General features: G+C 65.7%; 15 protein-coding genes. 10 read left to right on the top strand and 5 right to left on the bottom strand.

Features of this window, described 5'->3' with window-relative positions; translation table 11 throughout:
- The first annotated feature begins 63 nt into the window (after positions 1 to 63).
- Positions 64 to 996, top strand: a complete 933-nt coding sequence (locus H3005_RS09440; protein ID WP_100552550.1) for an ABC transporter six-transmembrane domain-containing protein — start codon at positions 64 to 66, stop codon at positions 994 to 996.
- Here H3005_RS09440 and H3005_RS09435 read toward each other — a convergent pair.
- Entirely contained in the window at positions 947 to 1,894 is a 948-nt protein-coding gene (locus H3005_RS09435) for a methylenetetrahydrofolate reductase (RefSeq protein WP_100552551.1), read from the bottom strand. The two genes, H3005_RS09440 and H3005_RS09435, sit on opposite strands and share 50 nt — an antisense overlap.
- On the bottom strand, positions 1,894 to 2,808 hold the full coding sequence (locus H3005_RS09430; RefSeq protein ID WP_100552552.1) for a LysR family transcriptional regulator: 915 nt from the start codon (positions 2,806 to 2,808) through the stop codon (positions 1,894 to 1,896). Before H3005_RS09430 ends, H3005_RS09435 begins: the two co-directional genes overlap by 1 nt.
- Positions 2,809 to 2,983: 175 nt before the next feature.
- Here H3005_RS09430 and msuE point away from each other — a divergent pair, with 175 nt between their 5' ends.
- The 3 genes from msuE to H3005_RS09415 are packed head-to-tail and all read left to right on the top strand — an operon-like array spanning position 2,984 to position 5,681.
- Positions 2,984 to 3,565, top strand: coding sequence for an FMN reductase (gene msuE, locus H3005_RS09425; RefSeq protein ID WP_100552553.1), 582 nt, complete (start codon positions 2,984 to 2,986; stop codon positions 3,563 to 3,565).
- 57 nt (positions 3,566 to 3,622) lie between these two features.
- Complete coding sequence (locus H3005_RS09420) at positions 3,623 to 4,600, top strand: DUF1852 domain-containing protein (protein WP_100554123.1); 978 nt, start codon at positions 3,623 to 3,625, stop codon at positions 4,598 to 4,600.
- Between the two features lie 40 nt (positions 4,601 to 4,640).
- Positions 4,641 to 5,681 carry a methionine synthase gene (locus tag H3005_RS09415; RefSeq protein ID WP_100552554.1) on the top strand — a complete coding sequence of 347 codons (1,041 nt, stop codon included), beginning with the start codon at positions 4,641 to 4,643 and terminating at the stop codon, positions 5,679 to 5,681.
- 117 nt (positions 5,682 to 5,798) lie between these two features.
- Here H3005_RS09415 and H3005_RS09410 read toward each other — a convergent pair whose 3' ends face one another.
- Positions 5,799 to 6,803, bottom strand: coding sequence for a PHB depolymerase family esterase (locus H3005_RS09410; RefSeq protein ID WP_100552555.1), 1,005 nt, complete (start codon positions 6,801 to 6,803; stop codon positions 5,799 to 5,801).
- Positions 6,804 to 6,890: 87 nt separating this feature from the next.
- Complete coding sequence (locus tag H3005_RS09405) at positions 6,891 to 8,294, bottom strand: GntP family permease (RefSeq protein ID WP_100552556.1); 1,404 nt, start codon at positions 8,292 to 8,294, stop codon at positions 6,891 to 6,893.
- A gap of 170 nt (positions 8,295 to 8,464) precedes the next feature.
- Here H3005_RS09405 and H3005_RS09400 point away from each other — a divergent pair, with 170 nt between their 5' ends.
- From H3005_RS09400 to H3005_RS09385, 4 genes are all read left to right on the top strand, one after another.
- Positions 8,465 to 10,639: a TonB-dependent receptor gene (locus H3005_RS09400; RefSeq protein ID WP_191078068.1), complete on the top strand. Its 2,175-nt coding sequence runs from the start codon at positions 8,465 to 8,467 to the stop codon at positions 10,637 to 10,639.
- A gap of 11 nt (positions 10,640 to 10,650) precedes the next feature.
- Positions 10,651 to 11,529: an alpha/beta hydrolase gene (locus H3005_RS09395; RefSeq protein ID WP_191078021.1), complete on the top strand. Its 879-nt coding sequence runs from the start codon at positions 10,651 to 10,653 to the stop codon at positions 11,527 to 11,529.
- The gene (locus H3005_RS09390; RefSeq protein WP_191078020.1) at positions 11,526 to 12,011 is read left to right on the top strand and encodes a MaoC family dehydratase; all 486 of its coding nucleotides are present in this window, start codon (positions 11,526 to 11,528) and stop codon (positions 12,009 to 12,011) included. Before H3005_RS09395 ends, H3005_RS09390 begins: the two co-directional genes overlap by 4 nt.
- A 70-nt stretch (positions 12,012 to 12,081) precedes the next feature.
- A complete protein-coding gene (locus tag H3005_RS09385) occupies positions 12,082 to 15,414 on the top strand; it encodes a PAS-domain containing protein (RefSeq protein WP_191078019.1) in 3,333 nt (1,110 codons plus the stop codon).
- A gap of 7 nt (positions 15,415 to 15,421) precedes the next feature.
- Here H3005_RS09385 and H3005_RS09380 read toward each other — a convergent pair whose 3' ends face one another.
- The gene (locus H3005_RS09380; RefSeq protein WP_100552561.1) at positions 15,422 to 16,096 is read right to left on the bottom strand and encodes a response regulator transcription factor; all 675 of its coding nucleotides are present in this window, start codon (positions 16,094 to 16,096) and stop codon (positions 15,422 to 15,424) included.
- Between the two features lie 88 nt (positions 16,097 to 16,184).
- Between H3005_RS09380 and H3005_RS09375 the strand changes: the two genes are divergently transcribed.
- Together H3005_RS09375 and H3005_RS09370 are read left to right on the top strand one after the other, a co-directional pair.
- Positions 16,185 to 18,038: a 3-hydroxybutyrate oligomer hydrolase family protein gene (locus H3005_RS09375; RefSeq protein ID WP_191078018.1), complete on the top strand. Its 1,854-nt coding sequence runs from the start codon at positions 16,185 to 16,187 to the stop codon at positions 18,036 to 18,038.
- A gap of 26 nt (positions 18,039 to 18,064) precedes the next feature.
- On the top strand, positions 18,065 to 19,789 hold the full coding sequence (locus tag H3005_RS09370) for a fatty acid--CoA ligase (RefSeq protein ID WP_191078017.1): 1,725 nt from the start codon (positions 18,065 to 18,067) through the stop codon (positions 19,787 to 19,789).
- The last annotated feature ends 9 nt before the right edge of the window (positions 19,790 to 19,798 follow it).

The following is a 19,798-nucleotide window of genomic DNA, read 5'->3' as shown; positions in this document are numbered from 1 at the left end:
GGGTGCGGCCGGGGAGAAGCCTTCGTCCATCCCCTGCCCCACCCTCGATCCACCCAGGTTCCCATGAAGCACCCACACGACCCGGCTGCTGCAGCCGGCAGCATCGGCCAGCAGAATGCGGCCGCTACGTTGAAAGCCATCCTGCGCACCTATCCCTGGCAGCTCACCGGAACCTTCTCGCTGGTGGCGCTGGAGAATGCGCTGCTGCTGGCCTATCCGCTGTTCGCCGGCTTCGCGGTGGATGCGATCATCCGTGGCAACGTCGGCCATGCCATTTCCTACGCCGGCGTGGTGCTGTTGTTCTGGCTGGTCGGCGCCGCCCGTCGCGCAGTGGATACGCGCACGTTCACCCGCATCTATGCCGATCTGGCAGTGAACGTGGTGCAGGCGCAGCGACGCATGGGCCAGGCCACCTCCACCTCGGCGGCGCGCGTGGTCTTGGCCCGCGAGTTCGTCGACTTCTTCGAGAAGCACGTGCCGATCATCGCTACGGCGCTGGTCTCCATGTTCGGCGCGGCGGCGATGCTGCTGGCGATCGAACCCCTGGTTGGCGCGGCCAGTCTCATTGCCCTGCTCGGTGCGCTGCTGTTGTTGCCCTCGTTCGCTCGCCGCAACGAGCAGTTGCACGGACGTTTGAACAACCGGCTGGAGCATGAAATCCGGCTGGTCGACCGGGTCAGCCCATCGGTGCTGCGCCGTCACTACGCCACGCTGTCGCGGCTACGCATCCTGCTGTCAGATCGCGAAGCCAGTGCCTTCGTGGTGGTCGGCGCGGCGGCCGCGGTGCTGTTCGCCTTGACCATTGGCCGCCTGGCCACAACCGATGGCGTGACCCCGGGCCACGTCTATGCGGTGATGACCTACCTGTGGACCTTTGTCGGCAGCCTCGACGATGCACCGTCGATGGTCGACCAGCTGGCCAGGCTGAAGGACATCGGCCGCCGCGTCAGCCCGGGGATGGACGATGCGGAGAGCGACGTTCGTCCTGGGTCATGAGCTCACCCGCACGCATCCGGTAGTGCTCCACCCATTCCATGGACTGTGCGATGCCACCGAAGGGAAATAGATGCGGGCTGACCTGCCCATGGGCTTCGGTCAACCCATCCACCAGGCGGTCCACGAACACATCCGGCCCAGCTCTACCCAGCAGGCGGCCCATGGAGATGCCATACCGCGACAGCATCGAGGTGCTTGCAGCTACGCCGCACATCGCCGCATAGCGTACAAGCCGCGCGATGCTGGCGGGCCCGGGAACGCCGACCAGCACCGGATGGGTGATGCCACGGGCGCGCAGTTCATTCAACCAGGTCAGCACGACATCGGCATCGAATGCGAACTGGGTGACGACAAGCGGCGCCATGCCTCGCGCTTCGATGCGTTGGCACTTGCGTTCAAGCACGCGCCACCGATCGGCGCTGGTCATCACCGGATGACCTTGCGGATGCGCGCCCACAGCCACGACCTTGATGCCGGCGCGCTCGAGGACACCGCTCTCGATGATCGATGCACTGTCGGCGAACGGTCCGGCAGGTGTGGAGAGATCCCCCGCGATCAGCAGACAGCGCTCGACACCGGCGTCGATCACGGCACGGTCGATGAAGTGCTCAAGCGCTGCCCGCGAGCCGATGCGGCGCGCGGAAAGGTGTGGCATCGGCTCGAAACCCAGTTCGCGCACTGTGCGTGCCGCAGCCAGTCGGGCAGTGTCGTCCTCGCTCGGCAGGTAGGGAATGGAGATGGTCGTGCCCCGCGCCATGCGCGCAGCCTCGGCGCGCAGCGCAGGCATGGCCTTGGCACTCACCTCCAATGAAACGGCGCTGACGAAGGCCTGCGCCCGCTGCGCGCGGTCAGCAGTCCCGTTCGAAGGCTGCCCCAAACGGCCGGTGCCACCTGACATCAGCCGGCTCCGCGCAGGTTGCCGGCGCTGGTGGAGCTGTGCCGTGCCAGCTCGACAAACGCCTGCAGGTAATCGATGCCGGTATCCGCCTCGCGCGCACCCAGATAGATCTGCTTGGGAATGCCTTTGGCGCCCAGCCGTACCGGCACCACGTCCATGCGGGCGGCGTACTCTTCCACCAGCCAGCGCGGCATGGCGGCCACGCCACGGCCACTGGCCACCATCTGCATCATGATGTCGGTGGTTTCAATGGCCTTGTGCCGCCGTGGCGTGATGCCGGCCGGCAGCAGGAACTGGTTGTAGATGTCCAGCCGCTCGAACGGCACCGGGTAGCTGATCAGCACTTCCTGGCTGAGCTGGCGGGGCTTTACGTAGTCGACCTTGGCCAGCGCGTGGCCCTTGGCCACCACCAGCACCTGCTCGTAGTCGAAGACGGGGATGAACTTCAGGCCGGGCTTCAGCAGCGGGTCGGGCGTGACCAGCAGGTCGATCTCGTAGCCGAACAGCGCGCCGATGCCGCCGAACTGGAACTTCTGCTTGACGTCCACATCCACGTCCGGCCAGGCGGCCAGATAGGGCGAGACGATCTTCAGCAGCCACTGATAGCAGGGATGGCATTCCATGCCGATGCGCAGCGCGCCGCGCTCGCCCTGCGCGAACTGGCCCAGCCGCTCTTCGGCCAGGTCCAGCTGCGGCAGCACCCGGTTGGCGACGGCAAGCAGGTACTGCCCGGCTTGGGTCAGCCGCAGGCTGCGGCCTTCGCGCAGCCAGACGTTGGTGCCGAGCTGCTGCTCCAGCTTCTTCATGCTGTGGCTCAGGGCTGACTGGGTCAGGTTCAGCACGCCGGCAGCGGCAGTGAGTGAGCCCTGCTGCTCGACCTGCTGCACGATGCTGAGATGGATCCGCTCCAACATGACGATGAATCTCACTCATGGATTGGTGAAGTAATACCATTTTACGTCATGGGAAGGGCTGGCTAGCATCGGCCCATGCCTTCGGTTACCTGCCAGCCCGGTCACCCCGCCGGCCTGCAGGACTGCGCCCCTGCAGATCATCCGAAGGAGCCCCTCCCCTGCTGAAAGCGAAGAGATGACCCGCCCCCTCCGTATCGTCGCCGTTTCCGGCGGGCTGCAGCGCCCCTCAAGGGCCGCGACCCTGGCCGAGCACCTGCTGGACCTGATCGGCGAAGGCGTGCCCTGCGATCAGCACCTGATTGAACTGGGTGAACTGGCGCCGCAGTTGGCCGGTGCGCTCTGGCGCTCGCAGTTGCCCGAGACCGTGGAGCGGCAGTTGGCCGCTGTCGAGCAGGCCGATGTGCTGGTGGTGGCCACGCCGGTCTACCGAGGTTCGTACACCGGCCTGTTCAAGCACTTCTTCGACTTCATCGACCAGGACGCGCTGGTCGATACCCCCATCCTGCTGGCCGCCACCGGCGGCAGCGAGCGCCACGCACTGATGATCGACCACCAGCTGCGACCGCTCTTCAGCTTCTTCCAGGCCCGCACCCTGCCCTTGGGCGTCTACGCAACCGACCGCGATTTCGCCGAAGGCCGTGTACACGACGAAGCGCTGATCCAGCGGGCGCGCCTGGCGGTACAGCGGGCGATGCCGTTGCTTGCCCTCTCCCATCGCGCAGCACCTGCCCCCCTTGTGGCTGCTGCCGCTCTCTGAATGCCGACTGCCATCGACCTGCATTCGGATGTCACCCCGCAAACCGGAACGCCGCCCATGACGACCAGCAACTTCACCTTCAGCATCAGCCGTATTCCTTTCAACGAGGATTACCAGCCTGCTGATGGCACGCGCATCACCACCAACTTCGCCAACCTGGCCCGCGGCGAATCCCGCCAGGAAAACCTGCGCAACACGCTCGGCATGATCAACAACCGCTTCAATGACCTCGCGCACTGGGACAACCCGAGCGCGGACCGCTATGTCGTCGAGCTGGACATCATCTCTGTGGAGATGCACATCGATGGCAGCGACGGCGGCGATACGTTCCCGTTGATCGAGGTGCTGCGGCCGACCATCGTCGACACCCTCACCGGTACGCGCACCGAAGGCATTGTCGGCAACAACTTCTCGTCGTATGTGCGCGACTACGACTTCAGCGTGGTACTCCCGGCCAGCAACGAGGGCAAGGCCACCTTCGGCATTCCCGACGGCTTTGGCGATCTGCACGGCAAGCTGTTCCAGCACTTCCTGGAGTCGGAGGCCTACCGTGCGAACTTCAGCAAGGCGCCTGTCATCTGCATCAGCGTCTCCAGCAGCAAGACCTACCACCGCACCGAGAACCACCATCCCATCCTGGGCGTGGAGTACCGGCAAGGCGAGTTCTCCCCCACCGACCAGTACTTCGACAAGATGGGGCTGAAGGTGCGCTACTTCATGCCGCCGGGCAGCGTCGCGCCGCTGGCGATCTACTTCCAGGGCGACCTGCTGGGCGATTACTCGAACCTGGAACTGATCGGCACCATCAGCACGATGGAGGCCTTCCAGAAGATCTACCGCCCCGAGATCTACAACGCCAATTCCGTGGCCGGCAAGGTCTACCAGCCCAGCCTGAAGCACCAGGACTACTCCTCCACCCGCATCGTCTACGACCGCGAGGAGCGCAGCCAGCTCGCGGTCAAGCAGGGAAAGTTCACTGAAGAGCACTTCATCAAGCCGCACCGCGCCGTGCTTGAGCAGTGGGCCGCCCGCTGATCCATCGATCTTCCATTCGCCCCCCAGGACACAAGACGCAATGTCGACGAAGAAACTGCTCCCCACCTCCACCGCAGGCAGCCTGCCCAAGCCCTCCTGGCTGGCCGAGCCCGAGAAGCTCTGGTCGCCCTGGAAGCTGCAGGATGAAGCGCTGAATGAAGGCAAGCAGGACGCCCTGCGCCTGTCCCTGCAGGAACAGCAGCATGCCGGCATCGACATTGTCAGTGATGGCGAACAGACGCGGCAGCACTTCGTCACCACCTTCATCGAACACCTCAACGGCGTCGATTTCGAGAAGCGCGAAACCGTCCGCATCCGCAACCGTTACGACGCCAGCGTGCCCACCGTGGTGAGCGCTGTCAGCCGCCCGAAGCCGGTGTTTGTGGAAGATGCGAAGTTCCTGCGCAGGCAGACCACGCAGCCGATCAAATGGGCGCTGCCGGGCCCGATGACCATGATCGACACCCTGTATGACGCGCACTACAAGAGCCGCGAAAAGCTGGCATGGGAGTTCGCGAAGATCCTCAACGAGGAAGCGAAGGAACTGGAGGCCGCCGGCGTGGACATCATCCAGTTCGATGAGCCCGCCTTCAATGTGTTCTTCGACGAAGTGAACGATTGGGGTGTAGCCGCCCTGGAGCGCGCGGTCGAAGGGCTCAAGTGCGAAACCGCGGTGCATATCTGCTATGGCTACGGCATCAAGGCCAACACCGACTGGAAGCAGACGCTCGGTTCGGAATGGCGCCAGTATGAAGAATCGTTCCCGAAGCTGCAGACCTCCAGCATCGACATCATTTCGCTGGAGTGCCACAACTCCCACGTGCCGATTGACCTGATCGAACTGGTGCGTGGCAAGAAGGTGATGGTGGGCGCCATTGATGTGGCTTCCAGCACGGTTGAAACGCCGGAAGACGTGGCCAACACCCTGCGCAAGGCCCTGCAGTTCGTGGACGCTGACAAGCTCTACCCCAGCACCAACTGCGGCATGGCGCCGCTGTCGCGTGAGGTGGCACGGGGCAAGCTGCGCGCGCTCAGTGCGGGCGCACAGATCATCCGCGAGGAGCTTCTGGCACAGGGCTGAGCGGGAGGGCGCATGCTGTCGAACGCGCCCGGCTTCCCCAGGCAAAGGCCGCGCGCCAGTGCGGGAGCCCTCCACTCCCGCACTGGCGCCGCCTCCCCTACCCTTGCGCTCCGATACTCAGCGCTGCTGATCCTTCAGGAACAGCCACGTGATCAGCGTGGCATCCGGACCCTTGGGGTCGGTGAACGGCAACCCGGACTGGCTGCCGCTCCAGGCATGCCCCATGCCCTGCACCACGTAATGCTGGACCAGCGTCCTGCCACCGTAGGTGTAGGTGTCGACCGTGTAGGCACGCCCACCCGGCACCTGTCCGTGGAAAGTGTTGGTCGGCACATACTTCACCGAGTCGTTGTCCAGGCCATCGTCGGCCAGGTCATTGGTCTGCAGGAACTGGCGCACGGCCTGCTGTCCATTCACCGGGTTCACCGTGGCGTCGGCGGTGCCATGGAACACCAGCACCGGGATCGGTCGCGGTGACGGCGAACCCGAGCACTGCCAGGCCAGTCGCCCGTTGCTGTCCGGTGAGTAGATGCTGCCGGCCAACAGTGCGTAGGCGCTGCCGGAGATCGTGGTCGCACCCTTGTACATGCCACCGGAATGAATCGCGCCCGCAGCGAACACATCCGAATAGCAGGCCAGCATGATCGAGGTCATCGCCCCGCCAGCGGAAATGCCGGTGACGTACACGCGATGCGGATCGATGCTGTAGCCCGCTTTCACCTTGTCCACGATGCCGGCCAGGATCGAGGCCTCGCCACTGTCGCGCGCCTGGTTGATCGGCAACTGCCAGTTCCAGCAGCGTGCCGGATTGGAGGTTACGTTCTGCCGCGGGTAGACCACGATGAAGCCTTCGGTGTCAGCCACCTCGTTGAAGCCGGAGGCCTCGCCCATCAGGTTCGGCCCCGTCACGCAGCCGTGCAGCACCAGCAACAGGGGCAGCGGTTGCGTTTCGTCGTAGCCGGCGGGCACCCATACCTGGTACTCGCGGGCGCCGAACAGATTGCCGTACAGGCCAACATCCCAATGCCCGGGTGGGTCTGCCGCAGATGCGGTACCCGTCGTCGCCAGCCAGGTGCACAGCAGCAGCATCAACGCCTTGATTGAATCGATTCCAGATTTCATGACCAGATCCTCATGCGTGAGTCGTGGATGAAGTGGTACCGGAAATCCTCGTGGACCGACCTTCCAGAGGGTGCTGCGACGCCGCTGTCAAACCCAGCCGGTGGCGTAGTAGATGCCGATCACCACGAACACCGCGAGGGTCTTGATGACGGTCACTGCGAAAATGTCCTTGTAGGCCTGGCGATGGGTCAGCCCGGTCACCATCAGCAGGGTGATGACCGCACCGTTGTGCGGCAGGCTGTCCATGCCGCCGGATGCCATCGCCGCAACACGATGCAGCACCTCCATCGGAATGCCGGCGGCCTGTGCGTTGGCGATGAAGGTCTCCGACATTGCCGCCAAGGCGATGCTCATGCCGCCCGATGCAGAGCCGGTGACGCCGGCCAGGCCGGTTACGGTGACCGCTTCGTGCAGTAGCGGATCCTTGATGGAGCCCAGCGCGTTGGCCACCACCATGAAACCCGGCAACGCGGCGATGACCGCGCCGAAGCCATATTCCGAGGCGGTGTTCATGGCGGCCAGCACTGCACCACCGATCGCCGCCTTGGTGCCCTCTGCAAACTGGGTGACCACCGGACGCCAGGCCAGCGCCAGCACCGACAGGATGCCAACCAGCAGCGCACCCAGCACGGCCCAGATTGCAGTGATCTTCGCCACGTCCTGTACCACGGGCGCGGCGCTGCCCATGATCGACGGTACGAAGCTGTGCTCGGCGCCGTACCAGTGCGGCATGCCCAGGGTGAACAGCTTGTTGGAGACGAACACCAGCAGCAGCGGCAGCACGGCAATGCCCGCATGTGCCAGTCGAGTGCCGGCAAATAGTGTGGGCTCGTTCACCAGGGTGGCCGGATCGCCGTAGCCTTCGCCGTTGCGCAGCGCAACGCGACGGCGCCACTCGAGGTAGGCCATGCCAACCGCCAACACGAAGATGCCGCCAAGCGTGCCCAGCACGGGTGCCGCCCAGGTATCGGTACCGAAGAACGTGGTTGGAATGATGTTCTGGATCTGCGGCGTTCCCGGCAGCGCGTCCATGGTGAAGCTGAAGCCGCCCACCGCCAGCGTGGCCGGAATCAGGCGCTTGGGGATGTTGCTCTGGCGGAACATTTCCGCCGCGAACGGGTAGACCGCGAACACCACAACGAACAATGACACGCCGCCATAGGTCAGCAGGCCCGACACCAGCACGATCGACAGCATTGCCCGCTGAGGTCCGAACAACCGGATCGCAGCCCCCACGATGGAGCGGGAGAACCCGGACAGTTCGATCAGCTTGCCGAACACCGCGCCCAGCAGGAACACCGGGAAATAGAGCTTGAGGAAGCCGACCATCTTGTCCATGAACAAGCCGGTGAACATCGGTGCCACCAGCGAGGGGTCGGTCAGCAGCACAGCGCCCAGTGCGGCGACGGGCGCGAACAGGATCACGCTGTAACCGCGGTATGCCACCAGAATGAGGAAGGCCAGCGCTGCAAGTACGATCAGTAACGACATACGGCGCTTCCAGGTGGGGACGCGCCCAGTATCCGGATCTGGCGACCGCTGCCGACTGGACCTAGGTCCACTCGCCGGTGCGCCACGGCGCCGCTAGCCTAGGCAGCATGGGTGGCAATGGGCCATCTGCCTTGGGGGAGGACCGAATGAAACGGAATTGCTTGAGCCTGATGATCGGCACGCTGTTGGCCACCGGGCCGGTTCTGGCGCAGGACGCACCGCAGGGCACGCCGGCGGCGGGCAGGACCGCTTCGGCGACCAACCTGGACAGCATCACGGTGACCGCGCGCAAGCGCGAGGAAACCCTGCAGGAGGTGCCGGTTGCGGTCACTGCCTTTACCTCCGAAGCCCTCGACAAGATGAACGTCCAGGACATCAGCGACCTGGATGGACAGGTGCCCAACCTGACCATCTACGCGGCGCGCGGCGCCAGCAGCACGGTCACGGCCTACATCCGCGGCGTCGGCCAGTCCGATCCCACCTGGGGCGCTGACCCAGGCGTAGGCATCTATCTGGACGACGTCTACATTGCCCGCCCGCAGGGGGCATTGCTGGACGTGTTCGACGTCTCGCGCATCGAGGTGCTGCGCGGTCCGCAGGGCACGCTGTACGGCAAGAACACCATCGGCGGTGCGATCAAGTACATCTCGCGCGGCTTGCCCACCCAGACCGAAGGCTTTGCCCAGATCACCGTGGGCAACTACAGCCAGCTCGACGCCAAGGCGGCGATCGGCGGCCCGATCGGTGGCGCCGACAGTGGTCTGCGCGCACGCGTGGCGGTGGCCAGCATGAATCGTGACGGCTTCGGCGAGAACACGTTCACCAACCAGCCGGTCAGTGACAAGCAGATCAATGCGGCACGCTTCAACCTGGGTGCGTATGCGGGTGACGATTTCGATGTGCAGTTCGCTCTGGACTGGATCGATGACCAGTCCGGCATGCGCGGTTCGAAGATGCTGGCGCCCAACCCGTTCGTGCGTGCCTACCCGCCGATGGATGACCGCTACGACATCCGCTCGGGCATGCGCAACCTCAACAGCGTGGAGACCAAGGGCGCCTCGGCCACGGTGAACTGGCGGCCCAGCGAAGATGTTGCACTGAAGTACGTGGTGGCCAAGCGCGAATCGGACAGCGACGCGAACATCGATTTCGACAGCACGCCGGTCAAGCTGGCCGATGTGGGTGGCACTTACCATGACGACCAGGTCAGCAACGAGGTGCAGCTGAACTACGATGCCGGTGGACGCGTGCGCGGCGTGGTCGGCCTGTACCAGTTCAGTGGCGAAGCCGGCGGCCAGATCCGCAACAACTTCTTCAACCTGCAGTTCGGCGATACCCGCGGCAAGGTGCTGACCGACAGCATCGCGCTGTATGCCGATTGGACCTTCGACCTGGCCAGCAAGCTTAAGCTGGACGTCGGCGCCCGCTACACCGACGAGGACAAGCGCGCGATCGTGTTGAACCGTTTCTACGCCGACGCGACCTTCAGCAGACCCATCGCGGTGGCGGCGGATTTCGACAAGAAGACCAACTTCAAGAACGTCTCGCCGAAGGTGTCGCTGGACTACCAGATCACCCCGGACATCATGGTCTACGGGCTGGCCACGCGAGGCTTCAAGTCCGGTGGCTACAACATCCGCGCCAATGCCGTGGCGGTGCCACGCTCGGCCGAGCCGTTCGATGACGAGACCGTGGACAGCTTCGAGATCGGCAGCAAGATGGCCTTCCTCGACCAGCGCCTGTTCCTGAACCTGTCGGCGTTCCACAACAAGTACAAGGACATCCAGCTGTCGGTGTTCACCGGCATCGATACCAATGGTGATGGCGTCGACGATTCCTTCTTCGGCGACTTCACCAATGCCGGCGCTGGCACCATCAACGGCCTGGAAATCGAGTACCAGTACCTGCCCAGCCAGCACTGGTTGATCTCCGGCAACCTGGCCTGGCTGGATGCCAAGTATGACGAGTACATGGATCGTGGCGTCAACGTGGCCAAGCAGATGAAGTTCACCAACGCACCGGACTTCTCGGGCGCGTTGAACGTGGAATACCGCACCGAGCTGGCCAATGGCAGCAACCTGTCCGCTCGGGTGAGCTACAGCTACCAGAGCGAAGTGTGGCCGACCACCGACCTGAGCCCGGTGATCCGCCAGGATGGCTATGGGCTGGTCAATGCCGGCGTGATCTGGAAACTTGATGACGCCTGGACGTTCTCGTTGCAGGGCACCAACCTGGCCGACAAGGAATACCGCACCACCGGTTACAACATTCCGGCGGTCGGCACGCTGATTGGTTTCTATGGGCCGCCGCGCCAATATAGCCTCAGCGTCCGTTACGATTTCTAGGAAGCTTCTGCATGACACCGTCTTACGATGATCTGTACTGGAAAAGTGACGATGGGCTGCGCCTGCATGCGCGCGACCATGCCCCGGGTGCGGGGCGACCGCCCCGTGGCACGGTGGTCTGCATCCCCGGCTTGACCCGCAATGGCGCCGACTTCGATGCCCTTGCGCAGTCGCTGACCGCCGTCGGCTGGCGGGTGATCGCGGTTGACCTGCGCGGACGTGCGGGTTCGGAACGTGCGCCGGACCCGTCCAGCTACAACCCGCGCGCCTATGCCGATGACATGGTGGCACTGCTGCGGTCACAGAACATCGACAAGGCGGTGTTCGTCGGCACCTCGCTGGGGGTGCTGGTCACCATCACCCTGGCCTCGCGTGCGCCCGGGCTGATCGCCGCGGCGGTGCTGAACGACGCCGGCCCCAAGGTGCCGCGCGAAGCCCTGGCGCGGATCGGCAAGTACGCCGGCAAGCCCGTGCCACCGATGGACCTGGCACAGGCCACGAGCTATGTGGAGTCCATCGGCAAGGCTGCGTTCCCGCGCTTCACTACCGACGATTGGCGGGCGATGGCCGTGCGCACCTTCCGCCAGCGCAGCGATGGCCTGCTGGAACTGGACTACGACCCGGCGGCGATCCGCACCACGCGGCCGTGGGTGCTGTGGCTGCTGCGCCCGGTGTTGTGGCGGGCCGTGCGTGGCCTGACTTCGCGGGTACCGGTACTGGTAGTGCGCGGGGCGTTGTCGGACATCCTGCCTGCCGATGTCGCGCGGCAGATGGCAGCCACCTCGCCCAACACCCGCCTCGTTGAAGTACCGGAGGTGGGCCATGCGCCGATGTTGTCCGAGCCCGAGGCGCGCGATGCGATTCTGGCCCTGCTGGAGCGCGTGCGATGAGTTCCGGCGTTTCGACGGATGAGCTGCCTGCCGCCCTGCAGGCCCTGCGGCAATGGGCGGCAAGTGAACGGCTGAGCGGCAGCACGCGCATCACACAATCGCGCATCGATGCCTTCGCCGCCGCCACCGGTGATCACAACTGGATCCACACCGATCCGGTCCGCGCCCAGACCGGCCTGCCGGGCGGGCAGACCATCGCGCATGGTTTCCTCCTGCTCTCGCTTACCGTCGAGGACGATGTGGCGGCCCTGGCCGGCTTTCCCGGCATCGCCCACGTACTGAACTACGGATTGAACAAGGTCCGCTTCCTGGCGCCGGTGCCCAGCGGCTCCGAGGTGCGGGTGCGCTCGCAGCTGCTGTCACTGGAGGCGCGCAGGCCCGGGCAGTGGCTGCTGACCCAGCACAAGTCGGTGGAAGTGATCCCCGCCGGCGAGGTGGCCGTGGTCGCCGAACAGCTGTCGCTGATCGTGCTCGCCGGCTAGCGCCGCCCTAACTCTGCAGCGCAGCACCTGCCGGCTGCCCGCCGGACGCGGTTCTCTCTACACTGGAGCGATGTTGACGCCCTCCATCGTCCTGTTCGCCTGCATCGCGTGGACCGTGCTGCTGTTCGGCGTCGCCCTGTGGGGGGAACGCCAGGGGCATCGGCTGTCGAAGGTCTGGCCGGCCATCTACGCGCTGTCGCTGGGCGTGCACTGCACGGCATGGACCTACTACGGGGCCGCCTCGCAGGGCGTGCAATGGGGCTTTCCAATCCCGCCGACACTGATCGGCATGGCGCTCATTTTTGCCTTCGGCCTGCCGTTCCTGGTGCGACTGGGGCGACTGGCCAAACAGCACAACAGTGCCACCATCGCCGATCTGGTGGTCGCGCGGCTGCGAGCCGACCAGGGGCTGGGCATCACCATCACCCTGGTCGCGCTGTTCGGCATCATTCCCTACATCGCACTGCAGCTCAAAGCAGTCAGCCAGGGCCTTGGTGCCTTGCTTGGCGACCAGTTCGCGCCCGTCGGCTGGCAGCTGGACGTGTCGTTCTGGTTCGCGCTGACGATGGCGGCGTTCACCACGTTGTTCGGTGCGCGCAAGGCGTCGGCCACCGAACACAACCGGGGCATCGTGGTCGCACTCGGCTTGGAATCGCTGTTGAAGCTGACGGCACTGCTGGCGATCGGCCTGTATGCCGCGCTCTCGGTGCACAAGGCCGGCGCGCCGCTGCTGGAAAAGATGGCGCACCTGCCGCCACCGGCAGTTGTGCCGGATTATCTGACCATGGTGGCGCTCGGTGCGATGGCCGCGTTCACCCTGCCCCATCAGTTCCATGTGGGCGTGGTCGAACTGCGGCAGTCGTCGGACCTGAAGACGGCGCGCTGGCTGTTCCCGGTGTACCTGCTGTTGATCGGCCTGCCGTCGGTGCCGATGGCACTGGCTGGTGCCGCGCAGTTGCCGTCTTCGGTGTCGCCCGACCTGTATGTCCTGGCCCTGCCGCAGGAACGCGGCCACCATCTGCTGGCACTGCTGGCCTACCTGGGCAGCCTGAGCGCGGCCACCGGCATGATGATCCTGTCCGGGCTGACCCTGTCGATCATGCTCGGCAACCACGGCGTGGGTTCACGCCTGCTGAGCGGCGTCAACGGCTTCAACAGCGGCGCTGATCTGCGACCACGCGTGCTGGCTTTCCGTCGCGCCGGCATCCTCGCCGTGTTCCTGATGTCGTGGCTGTACAGCCGCGCGATGAGCGGCACCGAGGCACTCAGCGACTTCGGCCTGATGTCGTTCACCGCGCTCTCCCAGCTGGCACCGGCAGTACTGCTGGCGGTGTACCGTCCGCGTACGCCCTCCCCGGCCATCATCGCCGGCATCGTGCTGGGTTCACTGGTCTGGCTGTGGCTGGTGCTGCTGCCGATGGTGATCCCCGCCCCGCCACCGTCGGCCAGCCCCGACGGGCTGCACTGGTTGGCGATGTTCTCGCTGCGCATGCAGCCTGGCCATATCGCCATCAGCATGGGGGCGAGCCTGGCAGTCAACCTGGCGACCGTTGTGCTGGTGTCGCGTGCGGTGCGTCCCTCGCTGCCACGGCAGCGCGACGCGATCGCCGCAGCATCGTTGCGCAAGACGGCCGGTCGCTTCCTCGGCCAGGAACGGGCGCGCCAGCTGATGGACGGACACGCCGGGCAGATGCTGGATGACGAGCGCGTCACCGCCATCGAGCGGGAGCTGACTGCCGTGGTCGGTGCGGGCATGGCACGCCTGCTGGTGGAGGCTGCCCGCGATGGTGGTGCCGCACCGCTGGACGCCGTTACCCGCGCGGTCGGCGAAGCCACCCAGGTGCTGCGCTTCAACCAGCGCCTGCTGGAAGCCGCCTTGGAAAACATGAGCCAGGGCATCAGCGTGGTCGATGCGCAGCTGCAGTTGGTGGCCTGGAACAGCCGTTATGCCGCGCTGTTCAAGTTCCCGCCGGAGCTGCTGCAGGTGGGGCAACCGGTGTCGAACCTGACGGCGTGGGCGTTGGGACAGCTGAAGATCGGCGACGCCCCCGGCGACTCGCGCGACAAGGCGCTGCAACGCCGGGTGGTGCACATGCGGCGCGGTACCCCGCATCTGTCCGAGCGGATCTTCCCGGACAACACCATCGTTGAAATCCGCGGCAACCCGATGCCGGGTGGCGGCTACGTGGCCACCTTCACCGATGTCACCGCTTTCCGTCGGGCCGAGGACGCGCTGAAGCGCAGCAACGAAACCCTGGAGCGCCGGGTGCAGGACCGTACTGCCCGGCTGGAGCAGGCCGTGCATGAAGCCGAACGAGCCAACGTGGCCAAGACACGCTTCCTGACCGCTGTCGGCCACGACCTGATCCAGCCCCTGCATGCGGCGCAGCTGCTGACCGATGCCATGTCGCAGCACATCGAATCGGAGTTCCTGGACAGCTTCCTGCGCCAGATCCGTGGCGCGCTGGACTCCACCGACGATCTGCTGTCGGGCCTCCTCGATATTTCGCGGCTGGAAGCCGGCGGACTGGTCGCCGATCCGCGTCCGTTCGCGCTGTCGACCGTGCTGGATCCACTTGCACAGGAGTTCGCCGTGCTGGCGGCGGCGCGCGGCCTGCAGTTCCGCCATGTGCGGACCCGCGCGTGGGTGCACAGCGACCCGTTGCTGCTGCGTCGGGTGCTGCAGAACTTCCTGGCCAATGCCATCCGCTACACCCGCCGTGGCGGCGTGCTGCTGGGCGTGCGCCGGCATGGCCAGGCCCTGTCGATCGGCGTGCATGACAGCGGCCCCGGCATCGCACCGGAGCAACAAGCGGTAGTGTTCGAGGAATTCCATCGTGGCGACCGCAGCAACGGCCAGGGCCTCGGTCTGGGGCTGACCATCGCGAGCCGCATTGCCGACCTTCTGCACGCCCCGCTGCAACTGCAGAGCGCGCTCGATCGCGGCTCGACCTTCTCGATCACCGTGGCGCGGGCAGCGCCGCCTGCGGCCCCGCGCACTGAACCCGCCGCTGGCAACAGCAGCATCAAGGGTATCCGCGTGCTGGTGGTCGACAACGATCCGCAGGCCCTGGAGGCAATGCGACAGATGCTGCTTTCGTGGGGCTGCGATGTCATCGCGGCGCGCGATGTCAATGCGCTGGGTGCTTCAGCGCAGGAAGCTGCACTGTGGTTGTTCGACTACCACCTTGATGATGGCGATACCGGCGTCGCACTGTGGAAGCGCCTTGTCGCCGTCCACGGTACACGGCCGACGGTGATCCTCAGCGCCGACACCGGCAGCGACACCCGCGAGGCGGTGCGCAGCGTGGGCCTGTCACTGCTCAACAAGCCGTTCAAACCGCTGGCACTGCGCTGGGCGATCAACCATCTGCTGGCAACGGCCGCTACGGCAACGCCCTGACCAAGGGTCAGGCGTCCTGCGTCTCTTCGATCTGCCGCGAGGGATCGGTCAACCCCATCTCGTGCAGCACACGGATGGCCTGCGCACGATTACGCACGCCCAGCCGGCCCATGATGCGGGTCATGTGCGCCTTGACCGTGCGCAACTGCACGCCCAGCCGGTCTGCGATCTGCTTGTTGAGCAGCCCTTCGGCCACCAGGCTCAGCACCTTGTACTGATGCGCGGACAGGCTGGACAAGCGCGCGGCAAGATCGGCGTCCTTGTTGAAGGGCGCAACCCGTGCCACTGGCTCACGCAGCAGCGCCGGAATCCAGCGTTCACCTTCCAGCACGGTCTGCAGCGCGGACTGCAGGTCGGTCAGCCCTGAACTCTTGGGCAGATAGCCGGCTGCGCCCAGATCGATGGCGCGGCGGATCACGTGCGGCTCTTCATTGGCCGAGACGATGATGATCGCCAGCCCCGGTTGCAGTGCACGGATGGTCGCCAGCCCGGCAAGACCATGGTTGCCCGGCATATGCAGGTCCAGCAGCATCAGGTCGATCTGCTGGCTCTCGATCGCTTCCAGCACGCTGTGCAGCGAATCGGCCTCGCTGATCTGCAGGTCAGCCACTGCCTCCTCGGCCGCGCGATGCAGCGCCGCGCGGAACAAGGGGTGGTCATCGGCGATGAGCAGGGTCGGCATGTCCAGCCGAGGTTAGCAAATCGCCTGCGCCTGGGCACGGGTACCAAGGTACGCTGGCGTGCGCCGCCGGTATTGCTAGGGTGGAGCAATGAACATCCATCGCTCCCTTGCTCCGCTGTGCGCCGCGCTGGCCCTGTTGCCGGGCGGGATCCCCATCGCCGATGCCGCCACGCCCCGCCCCGCCACCGCTGCTCCGGTGTTCGAGCAGTGGCGGGAAACCCCGCATCGCGGCAACGATGAACTGCTGACTGCGGGACTGGGAATCGACGCCCTGCGCTCGACCACCGCGCCAGCCTTCAGCAAGCCGGCCCAGCCCACGGCAGAGGAGGCCCGGCGCCGTGCGATCTGGAGCAGCTGGCGCGGCATCGCCGACCTGACTCCCGGTGGTGGCTTCGGCGATGTCTACGGCAGCCTGCAGGCGGTGCCCGGCCGCGAGTTCTCGGCCTACGCGCGCATTCCTGGCGCGCGCCAGCCCCACCGCGTACTGGTGCAGGTACCCGACAACTTCGACGCCTCGCGACGCTGCCTGGTCGTCGCTGCGTCATCCGGCTCGCGTGGCATCTATGGCGCGATTGCGGTAGCCGGCAGCTGGGGCCTGGCCCACGGCTGCGCCGTCGCCTATACCGACAAGGGCGCAGGCAGCGACTACTACGATCTGGACGCCAAGGCCGGCTTCCAGGCAGACGGCACGCCCGCCTCACAAGGCGCGTTGGCCTTCATCCCTGCGGGTGCGGCAGCCACGCAGGGAATCGCCTTCAAACACGCCCATTCGGGTGACAACCCGGAAGCAGACTGGGGCCGGCATCTGCTGCAGGCGCTGCAGTTCGGCCTGCAGTCACTGGACCGCGCCTACCCGGAATCGAAGCCATTCACGGCGGCCAACACGCGCACGCTGGGCGTGGGTGTATCCAATGGCGGTGGCGCCGTGCTGCGTGCGGCGGAGATCGAAGGCGACTGGTTCGATGCGATGGTGGCCGGCGAACCCAATGTCTCGGTGGCAGGCGCTCCACCGCTGTACGACTTCGTCACCCAGGCCGCGTTGCTGATGCCCTGTGCCCTGCTGGCAGAGGACGATCTGCCGCAACCGCCGATGCGGGCGCAGGCCGTGCCGGTGTGGACACTGCGATGCGCCACGCTGAAGTCCGCCGGCTTGGTGCAAGGTGATGACACTGCGGCACAGGCACGATCGGCACGCCAGCAGCTGCTCGACGCCGGCTTGAGCGCCGGCGCACTTCGCGCCGGCGCGTTCTCGACGGGATTCGATCTGTGGCGCGCCATCGCAGCGACATATTCGTCGGCCTATGGACGCTACGGCGCTGGCGAACATCCCTGCGCGTACAGTTTCTCGCCCACTGGGGCAGATGGCAGGCCTGGCGTGGCCGCAGCCGAGGCTCGCGCAACCTGGTGGAGTGAGGGCAGCGGCATTCCACCGGGCAACGGCGTGGTGCTGGTGGATGGCAATGCAGCCGGGGCGGCAGACAATCCGCTGCGTGGCCTGAACTGCCTGCGCGCACTCGGCAAGGGCGATAGCGCCGATGCCCGGCGGGTACGCGCCGGCATCGCCGCGGCCACCACCAAGGCGCCGCGTCGCGGCCTGCCCATCGTGGTGATCCATGGCATCGACGATGGGCTGGTGCCGATCAGCATGACCAGCGATCGCTACGTGCCACTTGCACACAAGGCGGGGGCGCCGATCGCCTATTGGCGGGTGAACAACGCACAGCATTTCGACTCGCTGCTGGCCTTCCCGGATTACCGCAGGCGCTACGTACCGCTGCTGCCCTACATGTTCGCGGCGCTGGACCAGGTGTGGGGTCACCTTGAGGATCCAACGCATGCGCTGCCGACGGATGCGCTCATCCAGCCGACCCCGCGCGCGGAAACGCCCTTGCTACGCGAGCAGCTGTCCATTCCCGCGGCCCAGACCATCCCAAGCCGCTGACACGCCGCCCACCAGGAAGCCCCCACATGTCATTCGCCACCGCCACAGACGCGCCCGCCGCCGAGGCTCATGCCTTTCCCCTGCTGATCAAGCAGTTGCTGCTGACGCCGCTGGCCGTGCGTCCACAGCAGGAAATCGTCTACGGCGACAACGTCCGCTTCGACTACCGCACCCTGCAGGCGCGCATCGGCCAGTTGGCCGGGCTGTTGACCTCGCTGGGGGTAAAGCACGGCGATACCGTGGCGGTGATGGACTGGGACAGCAACCGCTACCTGGAGAGCTATTTCGCCGTGCCGATGATCGGTGCGGTGCTGATGACGGTGAACATCCGCCTGGCACCCGAGCAGATTGCCTATACGCTCAATCACAGCGGTGCGCGGGTGATCCTGGCCAACCGCGAGTTCCTGCCGGTGCTGGAAGCCATCGACGAACAGCTGCCGGATGTGCGCACGCGTGTCCTGCTGGATGATGAGGATGGGCCGCTGCCAGCGGGCTTCGTGACCGAGTATGAAGCCGGGCTGCGCGAGGCCACGCCCATCATCAGCTTCCCGGACTTCGACGAGAACACCCGCGCCACGACGTTCTATACGACCGGCACCACGGGCCTGCCCAAAGGGGTGTATTTCAGCCATCGGCAACTGGTGCTGCACTCGCTTGCGGCGATGGCCGCACTCGGCAGCGCGTCCAGCCAGGGGCGCCTGCACCGCGACGACGTCTACATGCCGATCACCCCGATGTTCCATGTCCACGCCTGGGGCATGCCGTACGTGGCTACGCTGCTGGGCATCAAGCAGGTCTACCCCGGGCGTTATCTGCCGGGCAAGCTGCTGGCGCTGATCGCCCGCGAGAAGGTGACGTTCTCGCACTGCGTGCCGACCATCCTGCATATGCTGCTGGGCCATGCCACGGCGGCCGATACCGATCTGCGCAGCTGGAAAGTGATCATCGGCGGTGCGGCACTGCCGCGGGCACTGGCGCAGCAGGCACTGGCCCGTGGCATCGACATCTTCGGCGGCTACGGCATGTCCGAGACCTGCCCCCTGCTCACCGTCGCACAGATCGATGCCCACGCCCTGGACGACCCGGATGAGGAGCTGTCACTGCGTACCAAGGCCGGCATCCCAGTGCCATTGGTGGACCTGCGCATCGTGGACGAAGACATGAACGACGTTGCCCACGATGGTGTTGCTACCGGCGAGGTGGTGGTGCGCGCGCCCTGGCTCACCCAGGGCTACCTGCACAACCCGGACGCTTCAACGGCGTTGTGGGCGGGCGGTTACCTGCATACCGGAGACATCGGCAACATCGATGGTGGCGGCTATCTGCGCGTGGCCGATAGAATCAAGGATGTGATCAAGACCGGCGGTGAGTGGATCTCCTCGCTCGCCCTCGAAGACATCATCGCCCTGCATCCGGCGGTCAACGAGGTCGCCGTGATCGGCATCAGCGATACGAAATGGGGCGAGCGGCCGCTGCCGTTGGTGGTCCGGCAGGACGGCAGCGATGTTACCGAGGCTGACATCATCGAACTGGTCGCAGCACGCAGCCGCTCAGGCGACATCTCCCGCTACGCGATCCCCGACCGCGTCAGCTTCGTTGATTCGCTGGAACGCACCAGCGTGGGCAAGATCAACAAGAAGAAGCTGCGTGGGCTGCATGATCCAGAGGCAGTTGCTGATGACCCGGGCTCACATGAAGCGGACCGTCCCAGCCATCGAGGTACTTCGGCAGCGCATCTGCAACGTCGATGACGCGCTCCC

The sequence above is a fragment of the Stenotrophomonas sp. Br8 genome, from assembly GCF_014763005.1.
In the GTDB taxonomy this organism is placed as follows: Bacteria; Pseudomonadota; Gammaproteobacteria; order Xanthomonadales; family Xanthomonadaceae; genus Stenotrophomonas; species Stenotrophomonas lactitubi.
This window is presented reverse-complemented; position numbering and strand designations above follow the sequence as displayed.

Bases quoted from the DNA above. Each gene is read 5' to 3' on its own strand.
- H3005_RS09440 (WP_100552550.1), top strand. From the start codon at position 64: ATGAAGCACCCACACGACCCGGCTGCTGCAGCCGGCAGCATCGGCCAG.
- H3005_RS09435 (WP_100552551.1), bottom strand. From the start codon at position 1,894: ATGTCAGGTGGCACCGGCCGTTTGGGGCAGCCTTCGAACGGGACTGCT.
- H3005_RS09430 (WP_100552552.1), bottom strand. From the start codon at position 2,808: ATGTTGGAGCGGATCCATCTCAGCATCGTGCAGCAGGTCGAGCAGCAG.
- msuE (WP_100552553.1), top strand. From the start codon at position 2,984: ATGACCCGCCCCCTCCGTATCGTCGCCGTTTCCGGCGGGCTGCAGCGC.
- H3005_RS09420 (WP_100554123.1), top strand. From the start codon at position 3,623: ATGACGACCAGCAACTTCACCTTCAGCATCAGCCGTATTCCTTTCAAC.
- H3005_RS09415 (WP_100552554.1), top strand. From the start codon at position 4,641: ATGTCGACGAAGAAACTGCTCCCCACCTCCACCGCAGGCAGCCTGCCC.
- H3005_RS09410 (WP_100552555.1), bottom strand. From the start codon at position 6,803: ATGAAATCTGGAATCGATTCAATCAAGGCGTTGATGCTGCTGCTGTGC.
- H3005_RS09405 (WP_100552556.1), bottom strand. From the start codon at position 8,294: ATGTCGTTACTGATCGTACTTGCAGCGCTGGCCTTCCTCATTCTGGTG.
- H3005_RS09400 (WP_191078068.1), top strand. From the start codon at position 8,465: ATGATCGGCACGCTGTTGGCCACCGGGCCGGTTCTGGCGCAGGACGCA.
- H3005_RS09395 (WP_191078021.1), top strand. From the start codon at position 10,651: ATGACACCGTCTTACGATGATCTGTACTGGAAAAGTGACGATGGGCTG.
- H3005_RS09390 (WP_191078020.1), top strand. From the start codon at position 11,526: ATGAGTTCCGGCGTTTCGACGGATGAGCTGCCTGCCGCCCTGCAGGCC.
- H3005_RS09385 (WP_191078019.1), top strand. From the start codon at position 12,082: ATGTTGACGCCCTCCATCGTCCTGTTCGCCTGCATCGCGTGGACCGTG.
- H3005_RS09380 (WP_100552561.1), bottom strand. From the start codon at position 16,096: ATGCCGACCCTGCTCATCGCCGATGACCACCCCTTGTTCCGCGCGGCG.
- H3005_RS09375 (WP_191078018.1), top strand. From the start codon at position 16,185: ATGAACATCCATCGCTCCCTTGCTCCGCTGTGCGCCGCGCTGGCCCTG.
- H3005_RS09370 (WP_191078017.1), top strand. From the start codon at position 18,065: ATGTCATTCGCCACCGCCACAGACGCGCCCGCCGCCGAGGCTCATGCC.